Source organism: Enterobacter cloacae complex sp. SHL022 (assembly GCF_049237785.1).
Lineage (GTDB): Bacteria > Pseudomonadota > Gammaproteobacteria > Enterobacterales > Enterobacteriaceae > Enterobacter > Enterobacter hormaechei_C.
Window position 1 is genome coordinate 401,641 of sequence record NZ_JBMKJH010000003.1, and the last position, 18,484, is coordinate 420,124.

Sequence of the window (18,484 nt, forward strand, 5' to 3'; positions counted from 1 at the left end):
CTTTGGGGAGAGGGCTGGGGTGAGGGGCAGGTTTTACTTCACCAGCTTCTTCGTCATCGCCAGCAGCGTGCGCACATCTTCTGGGCGCGTATCACCGCTGGTTTTATCGATTATCGAGCTGTAGATATGCGGGATGATTTTGCTCACGCCCGCATCCAGGGCGATCTGCAAGATCGCCTCGAAGTTCTCCAGATCGATTCCCCCGGTCGGCTCCAGCCAGAAGTCGTGACGGGCGCAGGCTTCCGCCACCGCCTGGTATTCGTCACGGCACTTCAGGCCGCCCATCGGGAAATATTTGATGGAGCTGCCGCCGAAATCTTTCAGCAGGGCAATCGCCGTTTCAACCGGCACGATGGCGTCCGGCGCTTTGCTGCTCAGCGGTCCGGTGGAGATTTTCACCATCCCGACGGTGCCGGTCGGAGAGACCAGACCGTTGACTACGGAGTCATTCTGCCCCAGCAGCGCGCGGCTGGTGGCCACGCCGGTAAAGACCTGATTAACGTGCTGCGGCTGCACCTGGCGGGAGATTTCACTCACCATCGCCGACTGGTTCGGATCGCCCGCGCCCAGGCCAACGGAGAGCGCGTTATCAATCAGCTTCGCGTATTCACGCATATCCGCGACCGCGCTCGCCACGTCCGGGTAATTTTTGGAGAGCACGCCCACCAGCACGTGGCCTTCCGCCGCCTCATAGATGGCGCTGGCGTTGGCCTTTGAGCCTGCCAGCACGTTCAGACAGACGCGGTCACGGTAAAAGTTGGGGGTCAGTTTCATGCGTTTTTCTCCTGTCCTAATACTTCACTAATGCGGCGGTACACAATGTTCAGCTGGTCAGCGTTTACGCTGCGCACGTCCGCCTCAATAATCCCTTCGTTGGCCTTGTAGCCACGGAAATAGATGGCGTATTCGCCCTGCTTGAGCGCATTCACCAGGTCACCCGTGCCGACGCCGGTGGTGGCTTCGTCGAACTTAATTTCGGTGCGGGCGATGTCGCGTCCGGCGCTGTCCCAGACCACGCGCGCGGTCACACCGTTAAGGGTGTTGAGCGCCTCGATAAACGGCGTCATTTTCGCCACCATCTCGGCGCCGCTCTCCTTGGTGGCCGTCAGGTAGTGTTCGATGGCGCAGGTCAGGCCAAGAATGCCCTCTTTGCCCACCTTCATCGCGCGGCCAATGCCCGCCGTCTGGCGCTTCACCCACTCAACGTACTGGGTTTTGCCAATCACCAGGCCGCTGGTTGGGCCTTCGATCGCCTTCGCGCCGCTGTAGATCACCAGATCGGCGCCGGATCGGTAATAGGTATGCAGATCTTCTTCCGCCGCGGCATCAACGATCAGCGGCAAGTCGTGTTTACGCGCGACAACCGCCGCCTGCTCGACGCTGAGCATGCTTTTCTGCACGCAGTGGTGCGATTTAATGTAGAGGATAGCCGCCGTGCGCGGGGTGATCGCCGCCGCCAGCTGATCGGCGGAACATTCGTTGGCGTAGCCCGCTTCCACCAGCTTGCCGCCGCCAAGCGCCACCATGGTGCCCACCGGCGCGCCAAAATTCACGTTGTGGCCTTTCGGCAGGACGATCTCGTTATTTTCAATCGGTGTGACGTGCAGGTTTTCCAGCAGCCAGTCGCTGTCTTTCACCAGCACAGCCGCCACGGACTGGGCAATGCCCGCCGACGCGCAGGAGACCACCGTCGCCCCTTCCACCTCCAGCAGCTTCGCGATGTATTCCCCGGTTTTATTGACCAGATCCTTCATCTCGAAATAGTGATTCATGCCGTCCATCGCCGCCTGCACCACTTCCGGGCGCGGCGTGGAGACGCCCAGCGCCGTCATGCGGCCAGAGGTGTTGATAACCTGCTTTAAGTTGTACTTCTCATAAATCGAAGGCATGTTCCGTGCTCCCTTGTTCGGTCATGTAGCCCTTGCCCGCGCGGATCGCGGCAAGCGGCACCAGAATGTGTTCAGCCTGTAGGCTGTCGTTTTCGGCATCCGTCAGCACCGTCGGCTGGCGCTTGAGGGTAAACAGCGTCAGATCGGCGTCGAGGCCAGGCTGAATGCGGCCTTTGCGCGTCAGGCGCAGGCCGTCGGCGGCGTTGGCGGTGACGCAGTCAATCACCTGCGGCAATGACATGCCGATGGCGAGGAATTTCGACATCACGCTTGCCAGCGAGCCGACCGGACCGTTGATGCGGTTGCGGCAGTAAATATCCGAGCTGATGGTGTGCGGCAGAATGCCCATCGCAATAGCGCGCTTCGCCACTTCAAAGCTGAAGCTCGCCGTACCGTGGCCAACGTCCAGACGCACGCCGCGCTTCAGGGCGGAGGTAATGGAGGCACGCAGCTCGCCGGAGGGCGTCAGGATGCGGTTTGGCTTGCCGTTGTAGCAGTGGGTAATGATGTCGCCGGAGCTCAGCAGCTCGGCGATTTCGTCGAGGTTCGGCGGGTTGTTGCCAATGTGCACCATCAGCGGCAGGTCGCCGTTCTCTTTCTGGATCGCTTTCGCGCGCGCCAGCGGGGTGATGCCGTTTTCACCGACCACGCTGCTGCTCATGCGCGCCTTCAGGCCGACGATAAAATCAGGATGGCGTTTCACCGCCTCTTTCACCGCGTCGGCGTCAATATTGGCCATATTGGCCAGCTCGTTCTGGGCGATCAGCCCCACGCGGGAGATGTTCAGCAGGGCAAACACCTCGGTGGAGGCTTTGCGGGTGATGGCGTAGAAATCGTCCACGTCGTCGGCCCCGGTGCTGCCCGCGTCCACCACGGTGGTGACGCCGGTGGCAATGCCCACGCTGTCCGGCTCGTCGTGGTAAATCGGGGAGTTCGGGTAGCAGTGGACGTGGGAGTCAATCCAGCCCGCGCTGACGAACACATCACCGTTAAGCTCAACCGTTTTACGGGCGGGAGCGTCAATTTCGCCCGTCGCGGCGATCTTCCCGTCCTGAATGGCGATATCGGTCAGGGTATCGTCGGCGAGGCGCGCACGGCGCAGGAGTAAATCAAACATGGGGTTCTCCTGATAGGGCGGGCGCCGGAGCGCCCGCGGGTATTAAAGGGCGACCGGGAACAGCCATCCCAAAATCATTGCGCCGAGGATGGCGCCACCGGTTATCGGCTTCTGCCAGATGTAGAACAGCAGCGCGCCTACCAGGGAACCGACGCCGATTGGAATGGAGGCGGTCATGGCGCTGAGGATAATCAACGGCCCGAGGAAGCGGCCGGAGGCGTTACCCGCGCCCATCATCACGTCTGCGCCGTAGGTGGAGTTGCTCTGGTTGATGGTGAACTTACGCGCCAGGATGATGACGTAGCCAATCGCCAGACCAATCACCAGGCCGGTAATCAGCGAGGCAATGAAGTTGGTCACCGGGAACATGATCCCCGCGCCCAGCAGCAGCGCCGGTACGCCGAGGCCCACGCCGGTCTGGATCGCCCCGCCGATATCAAGAATACCTACCAGCGACCCTTCGATAATTCGGGCGAACAGGAAGCTCGCGCCAAATGCCGCCACTGCGCCGTAAACGCCGGTATCAATGCCCGCTTTCAGCATCGCCACGAAGGCCACTTCGTTAAACGCGCCGATGCCGTAGAGGTAGTACATGTGCGTCCCGGCAAACACGCCGGAGGAGAGCAGGCCAACGAAGATCGGGAACGACCAGTCGGCATACCAAAAACCTTTATTCTGTTCCATGTCGAGGCTCCTGTTATTTACCGCTGAGCGAGTTGTGGATCATGTCGAGCCAGTTCGGCACGGTCAGATGGAAGGATTCGATCATCTTCATGTCGAAGCCGCGGAAGAAGCCGCTCAGCACGAAGAGCAGAACGATCGCCGCCATCATCACTTTGGTGACGTGGTTCCAGCCGCTCTCCTCCACGCCTTTACCGATCAGAATACCCAGTACCAGACCCGGTACGGCGTTACCCATGATCAGCTGTGCCGCGCCGCCAAAGATGGTGGCCCAGAAGCCCGATTTTTTACCCGCGTCGATGGCCGCCAGCCAGAAGATCACCGGCATCACGGTGTTGACCAGCAGGTTAGCCGCCGGTACAAGCACCTTCACGGCGGTGACCTGAAGCGCTGCGGGCACGGAGGAGGCGGTCAGGTTAAGGAAGGTCACGACAATCATGCCGATGATGCCGCAGGCAATCGCCATTTTGCGCGGGTCATGCAGCGTTTCACCGACATTACGGTTTTTGATCATCAGTGCAGCAGCACCCCAGTTCGGGATGATGCGGTGGTCAACGTCCTGTGTGAAGGCACCTGCGGCCACGGAAGAGGCCCAGGCGTTAAAGAAGAAACCTAACCCAAAAGAGAAGTGGGACGCCGGATCCCCTTCGCAGGAGTTCAGTTCCCCCAACGTACGAAACGCGCCCATACCCTGAGTGGTAGGCGCATGAAACATGCGTGCAGCCCCGGCCCCGACACCGACGCCTACCAGGCCGCCGATGATGAGCGATTTTATTAATATAATTAAGAACATCAGTCTGCCCTTTTATGAATAATCAGCGTTGCGTGACGAAATCCACCTGGTCGAGATTGATGGCTGTCACGTTGACGGTCACATCCAGCTCCACGCTGTAGGTGCGTCTTTCCCGGCGCAGAAAGAAGAACAGAAACGCTTCTTTTCGCACCGCTTCTTGCGCCTGAACGACCTGCACATCCTGTGGCTCAATACGCAGTAAGATATGCGGTGAGGTTTTCATCACCGCGGCCTGAACGTGGTTGAGCGCGTCGGCAAAGGCGCGCGCTTTGGCGTCGCCCTTCCCCTTCACTCTCACCGTGGTTGTGAACTGTTCTTTCATGCTTACGCGCCGTATTTCTTCTGCCACGCCTGTACCAGACGCTCGCCCAGCTCTTCTTTATCCATAAAGCCAAAGCCCAGCACGTTGCAGCCTTCGTTGATGGCGGTCACACCCTCATCCACGGAGCGCATTCCGTATTTGGCCTTGTAGCCATATTTGGTCTGAGCGGTGATGGCGCCCGCGCCGCCGCTGCCGCAGAAGGAGATGCCGAAGGTGGCGTTTTCCGCTTTCATCACGTCACCGAGCTTCATATCCGCTGCCATGCCCGGTACGACAACCGCGCGTCCGCCGGCTTTTTCCACACCCGCAGCCACTTTCTGACCTTTACCCAGGCGATCGCCAATCACGACTGTAATCTGTTCCATGTGTTGCTCCTTAAAGGTTGTCTTTCGCGACTTCGAAGTGAACGGAGAGCAGCCAGGCCTCTTCATCAGGAAGGTTGCCGAACTGCGCTACCACTTCACGGGCAAGTTGCATTGAATCTGGTGAAATTTCGTCGAACAGCTCTGCTTCAACCTCCGGCAGCGGCTCGCCGGTCACGGACCGGTGCGCCATTGCGCGAACGTGGGAGGTCAGCATCTGCTCCTGTACCGCGTTGGGGATGATGTTGTGCCGGGCCAGCAGGGCGTAGACCTGCTGAAGCATGGTGTTCGCGAGCTGTTCTGTTTGCACCGCCTGTTCCCCAACGTCGTTCATTACCGCTCCGTTAATCACTCGTCTTACCCCGTTAATGGCTCTGGAATAAAACTAACGTCGAGGGGGAATTGTTTGTAGCGAGTTGTTTTCCACTTCGAAGTGGAAAGGCGAGCAGCGGCAGTGATCTGTGCCACATAAATGCGGTGAATCTGTATAAATCGCTGGATTTACGTGATGAATATCACGCTATTACGCGGTATTAGACTGCTAAGCGGAGTGGAAAAGATTATGAGCAGGCTCGTAGAAATGTGACGTGGATAAGGTTTTCTTATGGAGATTCGCTAGAGTGGCGGCGGGTGCTTGAGACTGACCGTCTCAGGCATGGGACGGAAAGTGGAAAGCCCCGCCTGATAAAAAATCAGGGCGGGGGCTCGAAACGACACGTCACACCGTGGAGTTCGCTACCTCGCCCGCTTTAAAGCAAGGAGGCATCCATGAAACGCAGAAACCCAAGTATCGGGGTTTTGATGATTATTTCTTTGACAATAATCATCTTAACGCTGGTAACGAGGAAAACACTGTGCGAGATCCGTTTTCGTAATGGCTCGCTTGAAGTGACAGCGCGGATGGATTGTCGCTCCGGCAAGTAGGGAGCAACGATGCGGGGGCGCATCATACGCCTCCGCATACGGAGAGAGGACGTACAGCTCAGGCACCCAATTAACGATACTTCTTGTGATACGCGTTGCGGGTCGCCGCAAACTGGTCGGCTGCCGCCTGGGCTTCCTTCACTTTGCCTTCGTTCGCCAGCTTCAGCGCGCCGTCAATCTGGCCGACCAGCACGTCAAAGCCGTGGCGGTAGTCTTTCATCTCGGCGCTGTCTGCCGCTTTGCTTTCCAGCTTCGGCGGCGTCGCTTTTTGCGCATCCAGCGCAGCTTCACGCATCTTCGTCAGTGCGTCTTTCATTTCCGCCGCATTGTCGGTTTTCTGCACCACCTTCAGATTTTGACTGAGGATGTCCATGTTGTCTTCGAGATCGGCAGCAAACGCAGATGAGCCAAGAACCAGCGTTGAAGCCGCGACGATCGCTAACAGGTGTTTACGCATTGCTCACTTCCTTTTTTATTATTAATCACGCTTTTACGGGGATTATTGCCCGGCGATTTTCATCTCAGGCAGTAATACAGAACCACACTGAATATTGCTGCGTGTTTCAATATCGTTACCGACCGTAACAATATTGCGCCACATGTCCTTGAGGTTGCCGGCGATGGTGATTTCGCTCACCGGATACTGAATTTCACCGTTTTCGACCCAGAAGCCCGCTGCACCGCGAGAGTAATCGCCGGTGATACCGCTCACGCCCTGCCCCATCAACTCGGTGACCACCAGGCCGGTGCCCATCTCTTTCAGCATCTGTTCAAAATTCAGGCCCTGTCCGGCAATGCGCCAGTTGTGGATGCCACCCGCGTGCCCGGTGCTTTTCAGCCCCAGCTTACGCGCAGAGTAGTTGGTCAGCAGCCACTGGGTCAGAATGCCGTCTTTCACGATATCCCGGCGTTCCGTGCGTACGCCTTCGCTGTCGAACGGCGTGGAGGCCAGCCCTTTCAGCAGGTGTGGGTGCTCTTCGATGGTCAGCCATTCCGGCAGGATCTGCTTGCCCAGCGAGTCGAGCAGGAAGGTCGATTTACGGTACACCGAACCGCCCGCGATAGCGCCTACCAGATGGCCAAACAGACCGGTCGCCACTTCGTTGGCAAAAATCACCGGGGCTTTCATGGTGGAGAGCTTGCGCGGCGACAGGCGTGACAGCGTGCGTTCGGCGCACGCTTTTCCCACCCACTCCGGAGACTGCAAATCCCCCAGCGCGCGGCCAATGGTATAGGCGTAGTCGCGCTCCATGTCGCCGTTTTCTTCGGCGATGACACAGCTGGAAAGCGAGTGGCGGGTTGAGCAGTACCCCTGCAACATGCCATGGGAGTTACCAAACACTTTAATGCCGTAGTGGCTGTTAAAGCTGCCGCCTTCGGTATTGGTGATGCGTTTGTCAGCCTGCAAAGAGGCCTGCTCGGCACGCGCGGCCAGCTCAATGGCTTCGTCCGGCGTCACTTCCGCCGGATGGAACAGATCGAGATCCGGCGCGTCAAACGCCAGCAGCTCTTTATCGGCCACACCAGCGTAAGGGTCCGGGGAGGTGTACCGCGCGATATCCAGCGCCGCCTGCACCGTACGGGCGATGGCATCCGGGCTGAGATCGGTAGACGACGCGCTGCCTTTGCGATTCTGGTGATACACGGTGATCCCCAGCGCGCCATCGCTGTTAAATTCTACATTCTCCACTTCGCCATAGCGGGTGCTCACGCTAATGCCAGTGGTTTTGCTGACCGCCACTTCGGCGCCATCTGATTTACCTGAAGCGAGCGTCAGCGCGGTGGAGACGGCTTCTTCCAGGATCTTACGCTGCGCTTCAACTTGTGAGGTTACTTTCATCGCAAATGCCATACTGTAAGAGAGAGTTAAGTGAAGTCTAACAGAGAACCGTTTTTCAGTGCGCGTCTTAACTGGTAACATTAGCCTCTTTTTTTAAGGAGCCTGACATGACTAAGCAGCCCGAAGACTGGCTCGACGACGTTCCCGGTGATGACATCGAAGACGAAGATGATGAGATCATCTGGGTCAGTAAAAGTGAAATTAAACGTGACGCCGAAGAGTTAAAACAGCTTGGCGCAGAAATGGTAGAACTGGGTAAAAACGCGCTGGATAAGATCCCGCTCGACCAGGATCTGCGTGATGCCATTGAACTGGCACAGAAAATCAAGAAAGAAGGGCGTCGCCGCCAGCTTCAGCTTATCGGGAAACTGCTGCGTCAGCGCGATGTTGAGCCGATCCGTCAGGCGCTGGATAAACTGAAGAACCGCCACAACCAGCAGGTTGCGCTGTTCCATAAGCTGGAGCAGATCCGCGACCGTTTGATCGAGCAAGGTGATGACGCGGTACCTGAAGTGCTGAACCTGTGGCCGAATGCCGACCGCCAGCAGCTGCGTTCTTTGATCCGTAACGCGAAGAAAGAGAAAGAAGGGAATAAGCCGCCGAAGTCAGCGCGTCTGATTTTCCAGTATCTGCGCGAGCTGTCTGAGAACGAAGAGTAAACCCCTCACCCCAGCCCTCTCTCCAAAGGGGAGAGGGAGAAGAGATAATGTAGGCCCGGTAAGCGATAGCGCCACCGGGTCTTTTTTTACTCTGCGGCCGCGGCTTTCTTCGCCAGACCGTCCAGCAGCTTCTGATGGATCCCGCCAAACCCGCCGTTGCTCATCACCAGAATGTGATCGCCAGGCTGTGCGGCTTTCACCACCATATCCGCTAAGACATCCACGTCCGCACTCCAGTGCGCTGGCTGAATGCAGGCGTCGGCCACTTCGGCCACCTGCCACGGAATATGCTGCGGTTGCAGCAGGAAGACCTCGTCGGCACGCCCTAAGGACGGCGCGAGGTCGTCTTTGCAGATGCCCATTTTCATGGTGTTCGAACGCGGTTCCAGCACGGCCAGAATGCGCGCGGTGCCGCCAACTTTGCCACGCAATGCGGCAAGCGTCGCCAGAATGGCCGTTGGGTGGTGCGCGAAATCGTCATACACCGTCACACCGTGGGCTTCGCCACGCAGCTCCAGACGGCGACGGGCGTTGATAAACGTGCCCAGCGCATTGGCGGCATCCGCAGGCAGTACGCCAACGTGACGCGCCGCGGCGATCGCCATCAGGCCGTTGTGCATGTTGTGCTCGCCCACCAGGCCCCACTTCACCTCGCCCACTTTCTCACCGTCGAGCAGCACTTCCCATTCGGAGGCATCCGCGTTGAGCTTTTTCGCCTGCCAGTGCCCCTGCTCGCCAACCAGCTCCTGCTCGCTCCAGCACCCCATCGCCAGGGTCTGCTTCAGGTTGATGTCGTTCTCCGGCAGGATAATGCGGCCCTGACCCGGAACAATGCGCACCAGATGGTGGAACTGTTTCTGAATCGCTTTCAGGTCGTCAAAGATATCCGCGTGATCGAACTCAAGGTTGTTGAGGATCAGCGTGCGTGGGCAGTAATGCACGAATTTAGATCGCTTGTCGAAGAACGCGCAGTCGTATTCATCCGCTTCAATCACAAAGAACGGGCTGTCGCCCAGACGCGCGGAGACGTCGAAATTGCCCGGCACGCCGCCGATCACAAAGCCCGGCTTGTAGCCGCAGGCTTCGAGGATCCAGGTCGCCATACCGGCGGTGGTGGTTTTGCCATGCGTCCCGGCAACGGCGACAACCCAGCGGTCGCGCAGGACAAAATCATGCAGCCACTGCGGGCCAGACATGTACGGGATATTGCGCTCCAGCACCGCTTCAACGCATGGATTCCCACGGGTCATGGCGTTACCCACGATCACCAGATCCGGCTGCGGCTCCAGCTGGCTGGCGTCATATCCCTGAATCAGAGAAATTCCCTGCTTCTCGAGCAGCGTGCTCATCGGCGGATACACATTGGCGTCCGAACCTGTCACTTCATGGCCCAGCGAGCGCGCCAGCATTGCCAGTCCGCCCATGAAAGTGCCACAAATCCCCAATATATGAATGCGCATACGTCACTATCCTTCTTCAATGTGGCGCACATTTTACTCACATGTCAGCGGCTGTGAAACGCATTTCAGGTAAATCCGTATTTTGCTGGCGCGATTCACCTCTGCGCTAATATTTGAATGTTTGTTAAGATTGTTGGACATCAACCGCTTTACTCAACATAAGATGCAGGGAAAGTGTTATGAAAACGTTAGGTGAATTTATTGTCGAGAAGCAGCACGAGTTCTCTCATGCTACGGGTGAGCTCACTGCTTTGCTGTCGGCAATAAAGCTGGGCGCTAAGATCATCCACCGCGATATCAACAAGGCCGGTCTGGTCGATATCCTGGGTGCCAGCGGTGCCGAGAACGTTCAGGGTGAGGTTCAGCAGAAACTCGACCTGTTCGCCAATGAAAAACTGAAAGCAGCACTGCGCGCGCGCGACATCGTTGCGGGTATCGCCTCTGAAGAAGAAGATGAGATCGTCGTATTCGAAGGGTGTGAACACGCGAAATACGTTGTTCTGATGGATCCGCTGGACGGCTCCTCCAACATCGACGTTAACGTTTCTGTCGGTACCATTTTCTCCATCTACCGTCGCGTCACGCCGGTTGGCACGCCGGTGACGGAAGAAGACTTCCTGCAACCGGGCAGTAAACAGGTTGCTGCCGGTTATGTGGTGTATGGCTCGTCCACCATGCTGGTGTACACCACCGGCTGCGGCGTACACGCCTTTACCTACGATCCGTCCCTGGGCGTGTTCTGCCTGTGCCAGGAGCGTATGCGCTTCCCGGAGAAGGGCAACACCTACTCCATCAACGAAGGCAACTACATCAAATTCCCGAACGGCGTGAAGAAGTACATCAAATTCTGCCAGGAAGAGGATAAAGCCACCCAGCGCCCGTACACCTCACGCTATATCGGCTCGCTGGTGGCGGATTTCCACCGTAACCTGCTGAAGGGCGGTATTTACCTCTACCCAAGCACCGCCAGCCACCCGGACGGAAAACTGCGTCTGCTGTACGAGTGCAACCCAATGGCATTCCTGGCCGAACAGGCAGGCGGCAAGGCGAGCGACGGTAAAGAGCGTATTCTGGATATCGTGCCAGAAAGCCTGCACCAGCGCCGTTCGTTCTTCGTCGGCAACCGCCATATGGTGGATGACGTTGAACGCATGATCCGCGAATTCCCGGACGCGTAACGCACGAAAAGGGGAGCCCGTCAGGCTCCCCTTTTTTTCGTCATGCCGTTTGCGTCGTCAATTTGAAGGAGGCCATCGCTTCCATCAGCTCGCGAGACTGCTCCTCCAGGGAACGTGTTGCCGCAGATGATTGCTGGACCAGCGCCGCATTTTGCTGCGCCGTTTCATCCATCTGATTGACAGCGATATTCACCTGCTCAATACCGCGGCTTTGCTCCTGAGAGGCCGTCGCAATTTCACGCATCAGTTTGGTCATACGCAGTACTTCGGTGGCGATCTCGTCCATCGTCTCACCGGCCTGCTGCGCCAGCTCGCTGCCCTCGTTCACGTGGGTTTGCGAATCGCTGATAAGCGAGCGGATCTCTTTCGCCGCATCAGCACTGCGGCTGGCGAGATTACGCACCTCACCCGCCACGACCGCAAAACCTCGCCCCTGCTCACCCGCACGCGCCGCTTCAACGGAGGCGTTCAGCGCCAGAATATTGGTCTGGAAGGCAATGCCGTCGATGACGCTCAGGATATCGGCGATGCGTGCCGAGCTGCCGGAGATGTCGCGCATCTTCTCAATGACATAGCAGACCATTTCGCTGCCGTGATCGGCGGTATCGGAGACCGACTTCGCCAGCTGGTGCGCCTGCTCGGCGTTATCGGCGTTAAGTTTCACCGTGGCGGTGATCTCTTCCATGCTGGCGGCCGTCTGCTCCAGCGAGGTGGCGGTGGATTCCGTGCGCTGAGCCAGGTTCATATTCCCGGCCGTCAGCTCGCGGCTGCCGGTATCAATCTGCGAGCTGGCGTCACGCACCCGCAGAACGGAGTCCATCAGCGACTGGCGCATCCCTTCGATCGCCGCGTTAAGGCGATTAAATTCCTGGCTCGCCGGCGCGTTCAGGGTATGGGTTAAATCCCCGGCCGCCACATGTTCCAGCTGGGCAATCGAGGCTGAAAGCGGCTTGAGCAGCATATGGCGCAGAACCAGCCAGGCCAGCACGATAATGCCAGCCGTCAGCAGCGCCGCGACGATAATCAGGATCAGCACGCGGGTTTTACTCGCCTGCACGGCGCTCACCTCCGCTTTGCCGCGCGCCTCGCTCCATGCCTGGAACGCCTGCATATCGTTATCAAACTGCTTCGCCACCGGGACCAGCTTGTTTTCCAGCAGATCGTAATAGCTGTCCGCGCTTTGCTCGTTCAGGGCTTTCAGCATCGGGCTGATACCCTGCTGGTTGTACACCGCCAGGCTCGCGGCGACGTTATCCAGCAGCTTTTGCCCCTGCTCATCCGCCACGCCGCTGCCGATCACGCCCTTCAGCGTTTTCTGTGCCAGCGCCACTTCCTGGTTAATGGTTTTGACCGCCCTGGCCGCATCGTCCAGCAGGCCGACCTCCATCATGCGGACGGCCTGCCCCGCTTCGTTACGCGCGCGCAGGATCAGCGTATAGCCGGCATTCAGCTGCACCATCTGTTCACCCTGAAGATGATTGATGCGCTGGAGAGAAGCGGAACTTTGTGTAAGGGCATAAATGCCGATGCCGCTGACAATCAGCAGCAGAAGGGTCATAACGGCCAGTAAAGAGAGCAAGCCGGTACGAATCGATAGCGTTTTAAGCATGATGTTATTTCCGGTAGCGAGATATTTCTGGGCATAAAAAAAGAGTATCGGCCGCTACCGGAAAATGTTTAGAGTTTAAGCAATTTCAGCATGTTATCGCCCTGTTACAGAGGTATTCACCCGGGTAACAGGCGAGCTCTGGCGGTTCTCCCACAGCACCGTCAGGCCGCGCTGGAGCGCGATAAAAATAAACAGCAGAATGCCGATGGCGATTTTGGTCCACCAGGAGCTGAGCGTGCCGTCGAAGTTGATATAGGTCTGAATCAGCCCCTGGATCGCCACGCCAAACAGCGTGCCGAGCACCGTCCCCACCCCGCCGCTGAGCAGCGTACCGCCAATCACCACCGAGGCAATGGCGTCCAGCTCAACGCCCACCCCCGCCAGCGCATAGCCTGCCTGGGTATAAACCGAGAATACAATCCCCGCGAGCGTGGCCAGCCCGGTCGAAAGCATGTAGATGCGGATAGTGGTGCTGCGCGTGGAAATTCCCATCAGGTTCGCGGACGTGGCGCTGCCGCCAATGGCATAAACCTGGTTACCAAACCGGGTACGGTGGGCGAGGAAGATCCCGATCACCACCACGCCCAGCATCAGCAGCCCCATTGCGCTCAGGCGCCCCCCGCCGGGGATTTTCCACGCCAGGCTGGAGAGCGTGTCGTAGATCGGGTGGTTAATGGGAATTGACTCCTCCGACACCAGATAGCTCACGCCGCGCAGGAAGAACATCCCGGCGAGGGTGATAATAAAGGCCGGGATTTTCAGCGCATCGATCAAAAGCCCCATAAAGGCGCCGAACGCGCAGCCCATAACCAGCACCAGCGGAAAAGCCAGCAGCGGCGAAATGCCCCAAAAGCCAATCGCCTTGGCAAGGAACACGCCGGTAAAGGCGATCACCGACCCAACGGAGAGATCGATCCCGCCGGAGAGGATCACAAACGTCATGCCGACGGCGATAATGCCTAAAAAGGCATTGTCGGTCAGGATGTTGCAAATCACCCGCGTGGAGGCGAAGCCCGGGAACTGGGTCAGGCAGTAAAGGTATCCCAGCACGAACACGCCCAGCGTGATCATTAACGGCAAATTACGTTTTATCATGACCGCGGAACCTCTTAATGAGAGTGATAAAGCGCGGCGACTGCACGATAAGCACGATAAGCACCACGACCGCTTTGACGACCTGATTCAGCTCCGGCTGGAACCCGGAGAGCAAAATACCGGTATTCATACCCTGAATAATCAACGCCCCCACCACCGAGAGCAGCAGATTAAAACGTCCGCCCATCAGCGATCCACCGCCGATAACCACCGCGAGGATCGCATCCAGCTCGAGCCAGAGTCCGGCGTTATTGGCATCCGCTCCGCGAATATCGGCGGCCACGATCACCCCGGCAATCGCAGCACAGACGCCGCTCAGCACGTAAGTCAGCATCACCATCAGCCGCGTATTTACCCCGGCGTTTTTCGCGGCCCGAATGTTAATCCCCACCGCTTCGATGAACATCCCGAGCGCCGTTTTGCGGGTGAAAAGCCAGAACACCACCAGCGTCACCAGCGCGACGATCACCGGCGTCGGGAAGAACAGAAAATTACCGCTGCCGATCCACGCCAGGCTCGGGGAGTTAAAGGTGACGATTTGACCGGAGGTAATAAGCTGCGCCACACCGCGCCCGGCCACCATCAAAATCAACGTCGCGACAAACGGCTGGATCTTGAGCACCGCGACCAGAATGCCGTTCCACAGCCCGGCTAGCACGCCGGAGCCCAGCGCGGCCAGCAGAACCACCGGCAGGCTGTGCCCGGCGACGGTCATCGAGGCGGCGGTGGCGCCCGCAATCGCCATTACCGCACCGACGGAGAGGTCGATCCCGCCGGTGGCAATGACCAGCGTCATACCAATCGCCAGCAGCGCCACGGGCGCGGCACGGTTTAAGATGTCGATCGGGCTACCAAACAGGCGGCCATCCTGCACGACGATCTGGAAAAAATGCGGAGCCACCAGGCTATCCACCAGCAGCACCAGCAGCAGCGCCACGATTTGCGGCGTGCCGGTCGGCCAGGTGAAGCGGCGCTTCGCTTCGCCAGTTTGCGAAAGAGAACGGGACATCACATTTGACTCCTTACGCCGCGATGGCATTCATGATCGCCGGAACCGACAGTTTATCCAGCGGGATCTCTGCCACCTGCCTGCGATCGCGCATGATGATGACGCGATCGGCATAGCCGACCAGCTCCTCCAGCTCAGACGAGATCACCAGCAGCGCCAGACCGTCGGCGCAGAGCGTTTCGATAAGCCGGATGATTTCGGCGTGCGCGCCCACGTCGATACCGCGCGTGGGCTCGTCGAGGATCAGGAATTGCGGTTTGGTCAGCAGCCAGCGCGAGAGGAGAACCTTCTGCTGGTTACCGCCCGAGAGGAACTCGATGGGCTGTTCCGCGCTCGGGGTACGTATACCGAGCTGGCGGATGAAGCGCTCGGCAATCGCGTTCTGCTCGCGCTTAGGGATCGGACGCAGCCAGCCGCGCTGGGCCTGTAGCGCCAGAATGATGTTTTCCCGCACCGAGGCGGCGGCAATAATACCGTCCGTTTTCCTGTCCTCCGGGCAGAAGCCCACGCCGAGGCACGACGCCTGATGCGGTGAACGTAACGTTTGTGGTTTGCCTTTGATCAGCGCCGTTCCGCTGTCGGCAGGTTTGATCCCGAAGATCACTTCGGCGGTTTCGGTGCGCCCGGAGCCTAACAGACCCGCCAGTCCCACAATTTCACCGGGGCGTACCTCGAGGTTAAACGGCGCGATGGTCCCTTTTCTGCCGTAATCGTGAAACGCGGCGATCGGTTTTTCGCTCAGCAGCGTACGGCCCGCGCGCTGAAGCGCGTTGGTCTCCAGCTCGCGGCCCAGCATCATTTTGACCAGCTCTATCTGCGGCAGCTCGCGGGTTTCCCGGCAGCCGACAAAGCTGCCGTTGCGCAGCACCGTTATACGGTCGCTCACCTCGTAAACCTGATCGAGGAAATGCGTCACGAAAATCAGGCTAACGCCCTGATTACGCAGCTGGCGCATCAGGGTAAAAAGCATCTCCACTTCCTGGGTATCGAGGCTGGCGGTGGGTTCATCGAGGATCAGCACTTTCGCCGAGAGATCGATAGCGCGACAGATCGCCACGATCTGCTGCATCGCCACGGAGAAACGGTTCAGCGGTTCGCGCACGTCGAGAGAGAAGCCATACGATTCCATCAGCTTCGCGGCGCGCGCTTCCATCTCTTTGCGGCGCAGCAGGCCAAAACGTCTGGGCTCGCGGCCAATAAACAGGTTGTCCGCTACCGACATGTTTGGCAGCAGGTTCACTTCCTGGTAGACCGTGCCGATCCCCAGTTGCTGCGCATGCGCGGTGTTTTTGGGCGAAATGGCGTTACCTTCCAGCCAGATAGCGCCGCGATCGGCGTGATAGACCCCGGTCAGGGTTTTAATCAGCGTCGACTTCCCCGCCCCGTTTTCGCCGAGCAACGCCATGATCTCCCCCCGCCGCAGGCTGAAATCAACGTTATCCAGCGCCTTAACGCCAGGGAAAAATTTACTCAGGCCCTCTGTGCGAAGGATTTCCTGGTGTTGTTCGGTGGTCATGGTTTTCCCCTCACCCTGACCCTCTCCCCGGAGGGGAGAGGGGACTATGTCGTGCCCATCTTTAATTTTCTGCCCAACCCGCCCTTTTCCCTCTCCCCTCCGGGGAGAGGGCTAGGGTGAGGGGGCGAGGGCTTAGTAGCCCATATTTTTCTTCTTCTCTAACTCTTCTTTCGCCGTGTCCGGCAGGTAGAGCGTGGATTTGGTGATGGTCAACTTCTCAGGCTGGGTGCCGTCTTTCTTGAATTTCTCCAGCGCATCGAATGCCGGGCCCGCCATATTTGGCGTCAGCTCCACGCTGGCGTTCGCTTCGCCGTCAATCATTGCTTTGTAGATGTCCGGTACGCCGTCGATCGAGCCGGTGAGGATATCTTTGCCCGGCTTCAGGCCCGCTTCTTTGATGGCCTGGATGGCGCCGATCACCATGTCGTCGTTGTGGGCGTAAACCATGCAAATATTTTTGCCGTTATTTTCTGCCTTGATGAAGCTTTCCATGACCTCTTTACCCTTGCTGCGGGTGAAGTCGCCGGACTGAGAACGGATGATTTTGATGTTTGGTGCTTTGGCGATGGCCTCCGCGAAACCTTTCTTACGGTCGATAGCCACGCTCGCTCCGACGGTGCCCTGCAACTCAACCACGTTACACGGCTTGCCATCCACCTGCTTCACCAGCCAGTCACCAATCAGTTTGCCTTCCAGCACGTTATCGGCGGTGACGGTGGTCATATAGAGAGATTTGTCTTTTACGTCGATGGAACGGTCGAGCAGGAAGACCGGAATTTCAGCATCTTTGGCTTCCTTCAGCACCGGCTCCCAGCCCGTAGCGACAACCGGGGCAATAAAGATGGCATCCACGCCCTGAGCGATAAACGAGCGCACCGCTTTAATCTGGTTCTCTTGCTTTTGCTGACCATCGGCGATTTTCAGCGTAATACCGCGCTTTTCGGCCTCACTTTTCGCCACATTCGTTTCAGCGGCGCGCCAGCCGGATTCAGATCCGACTTGCGAAAATCCCACGGTTAAAGGTGCGGCCATCGCCATAGACGACATGGCTGCCGAAACTGCTGTAACAAGAAGTAAGCGCTTCCACATATGAACGTCCTCGTAGGGTAGGTTATTGTTGGTTAAAAGATGTTCCGCGGATGAACTATAGCCAATGGAATATGTTACGGATTGCGTTACATCACACTTCAGAAAAGTGAATAAAACGTTAATCACAAGTTTGTAATCGCTTTCATTTCAACATTTAAAATGCGGCTGAGTTTATGGATTATCCTGTCATGGAAACGGTCTGAAAAGTGAAGGCGCGAGGGAGAGAAGTCGAAAACAGGCGGAGACTTTCAGCGCCAGTTGGCTATAATACCTGCCACTTGTTTACCATCCATTTTAAAGGACACCGACATGAGCTTACTCAACGTCCCTGCGGGTAAAGAACTGCCAGAAGACATCTACGTTGTGATCGAAATCCCGGCCAACGCAGATCCAATCAAATACGAAATCGACAAAGACACCGGTGCGCTGTTCGTTGACCGTTTCATGTCTACCGCCATGTTCTATCCGTGCAACTACGGCTACATCAACCACACTCTGTCTCTGGACGGTGACCCGGTTGACGTACTGGTCCCGACGCCATACCCATTGCAGCCAGGCTCCGTCATTCGCTGCCGTCCTGTTGGCGTGCTGAAAATGACTGACGAAGCGGGTGAAGATGCGAAACTGGTTGCTGTACCGCACACCAAGCTGAGCAAAGAGTACGATCACATTAAAGATGTGAACGACCTGCCAGAGCTGCTGAAAGCGCAGATCGCCCACTTCTTCGAGCACTACAAAGATCTCGAAAAAGGCAAATGGGTTAAAGTTGAAGGCTGGGATAACGCAGAAGCGGCGAAAGCAGAAATCATCGCCTCTTTCGAGCGTGCTGCTAAGAAGTAATTCTTACTGCTGATACTAAGCCCCGCGCGTCGGGGCTTTTTTGTGCCTTTCGCTCCCGGTAACCCGTGCGAATGGGCGCAAAAAAACAACGCCACCTTACG

The 18,484-nt window shown here is 57.7% G+C and carries 20 protein-coding genes; 4 read left to right on the forward strand and 16 right to left on the reverse strand.

The annotated features are described in order from the left end of the window. Positions 1–33 precede the first annotated feature (33 nt). From dagF to ACOTZD_RS08780, 8 genes are read right to left on the reverse strand one after another with little or no spacing between them, the layout of a single operon-like run. Complete coding sequence (dagF, locus tag ACOTZD_RS08745; RefSeq protein ID WP_063868793.1) at positions 34–774, reverse strand: 2-dehydro-3-deoxy-phosphogluconate aldolase; 741 nt, start codon at positions 772–774, stop codon at positions 34–36. Beyond that, positions 771–1,889, reverse strand: coding sequence for a DgaE family pyridoxal phosphate-dependent ammonia lyase (locus tag ACOTZD_RS08750; protein WP_032608372.1), 1,119 nt, complete (start codon positions 1,887–1,889; stop codon positions 771–773). The genes dagF and ACOTZD_RS08750 overlap by 4 nt, the downstream gene beginning before the upstream one ends. After that, on the reverse strand, positions 1,873–3,006 hold the full coding sequence (locus ACOTZD_RS08755) for an amidohydrolase/deacetylase family metallohydrolase (protein WP_023315282.1): 1,134 nt from the start codon (positions 3,004–3,006) through the stop codon (positions 1,873–1,875). The genes ACOTZD_RS08750 and ACOTZD_RS08755 overlap by 17 nt, the downstream gene beginning before the upstream one ends. Before the next feature lie 42 nt (positions 3,007–3,048). Next, on the reverse strand, positions 3,049–3,690 hold the full coding sequence (locus tag ACOTZD_RS08760; RefSeq protein WP_003856081.1) for a DUF4310 family protein: 642 nt from the start codon (positions 3,688–3,690) through the stop codon (positions 3,049–3,051). A gap of 13 nt (positions 3,691–3,703) precedes the next feature. Beyond that, positions 3,704–4,480, reverse strand: coding sequence for a DUF4311 domain-containing protein (locus ACOTZD_RS08765; protein WP_006810337.1), 777 nt, complete (start codon positions 4,478–4,480; stop codon positions 3,704–3,706). Between the two features lie 22 nt (positions 4,481–4,502). Then, the gene (locus tag ACOTZD_RS08770; protein WP_023324060.1) at positions 4,503–4,802 is read right to left on the reverse strand and encodes a DUF4312 family protein; all 300 of its coding nucleotides are present in this window, start codon (positions 4,800–4,802) and stop codon (positions 4,503–4,505) included. Between the two features lie 2 nt (positions 4,803–4,804). Then, the gene (locus ACOTZD_RS08775) at positions 4,805–5,167 is read right to left on the reverse strand and encodes an SFCGS family glycine-rich protein (protein ID WP_006810339.1); all 363 of its coding nucleotides are present in this window, start codon (positions 5,165–5,167) and stop codon (positions 4,805–4,807) included. 10 nt (positions 5,168–5,177) lie between these two features. After that, positions 5,178–5,516 carry a PRD domain-containing protein gene (locus ACOTZD_RS08780; RefSeq protein ID WP_026080657.1) on the reverse strand — a complete coding sequence of 113 codons (339 nt, stop codon included), beginning with the start codon at positions 5,514–5,516 and terminating at the stop codon, positions 5,178–5,180. 449 nt (positions 5,517–5,965) lie between these two features. Between ACOTZD_RS08780 and ACOTZD_RS08785 the strand changes: the two genes are divergently transcribed. Beyond that, positions 5,966–6,088 carry a Hok/Gef family protein gene (locus ACOTZD_RS08785; RefSeq protein WP_227011084.1) on the forward strand — a complete coding sequence of 41 codons (123 nt, stop codon included), beginning with the start codon at positions 5,966–5,968 and terminating at the stop codon, positions 6,086–6,088. Positions 6,089–6,158: 70 nt separating this feature from the next. On the opposite strand, the gene cybC is transcribed toward ACOTZD_RS08785, so the two are convergent. Beyond that, entirely contained in the window at positions 6,159–6,545 is a 387-nt protein-coding gene (gene cybC / locus ACOTZD_RS08790; RefSeq protein ID WP_022650280.1) for a cytochrome b562, read from the reverse strand. Between the two features lie 42 nt (positions 6,546–6,587). Beyond that, the gene (gene pmbA / locus ACOTZD_RS08795) at positions 6,588–7,940 is read right to left on the reverse strand and encodes a metalloprotease PmbA (protein WP_015572506.1); all 1,353 of its coding nucleotides are present in this window, start codon (positions 7,938–7,940) and stop codon (positions 6,588–6,590) included. A gap of 95 nt (positions 7,941–8,035) precedes the next feature. Between pmbA and yjgA the strand changes: the two genes are divergently transcribed. Continuing rightward, a complete protein-coding gene (yjgA, locus tag ACOTZD_RS08800) occupies positions 8,036–8,587 on the forward strand; it encodes a ribosome biogenesis factor YjgA (protein ID WP_003856072.1) in 552 nt (183 codons plus the stop codon). 86 nt (positions 8,588–8,673) lie between these two features. Here the strand turns inward: yjgA and mpl are convergent, their stop codons facing one another. Next, positions 8,674–10,047: a UDP-N-acetylmuramate:L-alanyl-gamma-D-glutamyl-meso-diaminopimelate ligase gene (gene mpl / locus ACOTZD_RS08805; RefSeq protein WP_023315280.1), complete on the reverse strand. Its 1,374-nt coding sequence runs from the start codon at positions 10,045–10,047 to the stop codon at positions 8,674–8,676. A 179-nt stretch (positions 10,048–10,226) separates the two neighbouring features. Between mpl and fbp the strand changes: the two genes are divergently transcribed. Continuing rightward, complete coding sequence (fbp, locus tag ACOTZD_RS08810; protein WP_003856070.1) at positions 10,227–11,225, forward strand: class 1 fructose-bisphosphatase; 999 nt, start codon at positions 10,227–10,229, stop codon at positions 11,223–11,225. Positions 11,226–11,265: 40 nt separating this feature from the next. Here fbp and ACOTZD_RS08815 read toward each other — a convergent pair whose 3' ends face one another. The 5 genes from ACOTZD_RS08815 to ytfQ all read right to left on the reverse strand — a co-directional run bounded on the left by ACOTZD_RS08815 (position 11,266) and on the right by ytfQ (position 17,543). After that, positions 11,266–12,834, reverse strand: coding sequence for a methyl-accepting chemotaxis protein (locus tag ACOTZD_RS08815; protein ID WP_044704215.1), 1,569 nt, complete (start codon positions 12,832–12,834; stop codon positions 11,266–11,268). Positions 12,835–12,927: 93 nt separating this feature from the next. Then, positions 12,928–13,929 carry a galactofuranose ABC transporter, permease protein YjfF gene (gene yjfF, locus ACOTZD_RS08820; protein WP_023302976.1) on the reverse strand — a complete coding sequence of 334 codons (1,002 nt, stop codon included), beginning with the start codon at positions 13,927–13,929 and terminating at the stop codon, positions 12,928–12,930. Then, positions 13,916–14,941: a galactofuranose ABC transporter, ATP-binding protein YtfT gene (ytfT, locus tag ACOTZD_RS08825; RefSeq protein ID WP_162270440.1), complete on the reverse strand. Its 1,026-nt coding sequence runs from the start codon at positions 14,939–14,941 to the stop codon at positions 13,916–13,918. The genes yjfF and ytfT overlap by 14 nt, the downstream gene beginning before the upstream one ends. Positions 14,942–14,951: 10 nt before the next feature. Continuing rightward, positions 14,952–16,454: a galactofuranose ABC transporter, ATP-binding protein YtfR gene (gene ytfR / locus ACOTZD_RS08830; protein ID WP_017383923.1), complete on the reverse strand. Its 1,503-nt coding sequence runs from the start codon at positions 16,452–16,454 to the stop codon at positions 14,952–14,954. Positions 16,455–16,586: 132 nt separating this feature from the next. Then, positions 16,587–17,543 carry a galactofuranose ABC transporter substrate-binding protein YtfQ gene (gene ytfQ / locus ACOTZD_RS08835; RefSeq protein ID WP_017383924.1) on the reverse strand — a complete coding sequence of 319 codons (957 nt, stop codon included), beginning with the start codon at positions 17,541–17,543 and terminating at the stop codon, positions 16,587–16,589. A gap of 309 nt (positions 17,544–17,852) precedes the next feature. On the opposite strand from ytfQ, the gene ppa reads away from it, so the two are divergent. Further along, the gene (gene ppa, locus ACOTZD_RS08840; RefSeq protein WP_006810347.1) at positions 17,853–18,383 is read left to right on the forward strand and encodes an inorganic diphosphatase; all 531 of its coding nucleotides are present in this window, start codon (positions 17,853–17,855) and stop codon (positions 18,381–18,383) included. The last annotated feature ends 101 nt before the right edge of the window (positions 18,384–18,484 follow it).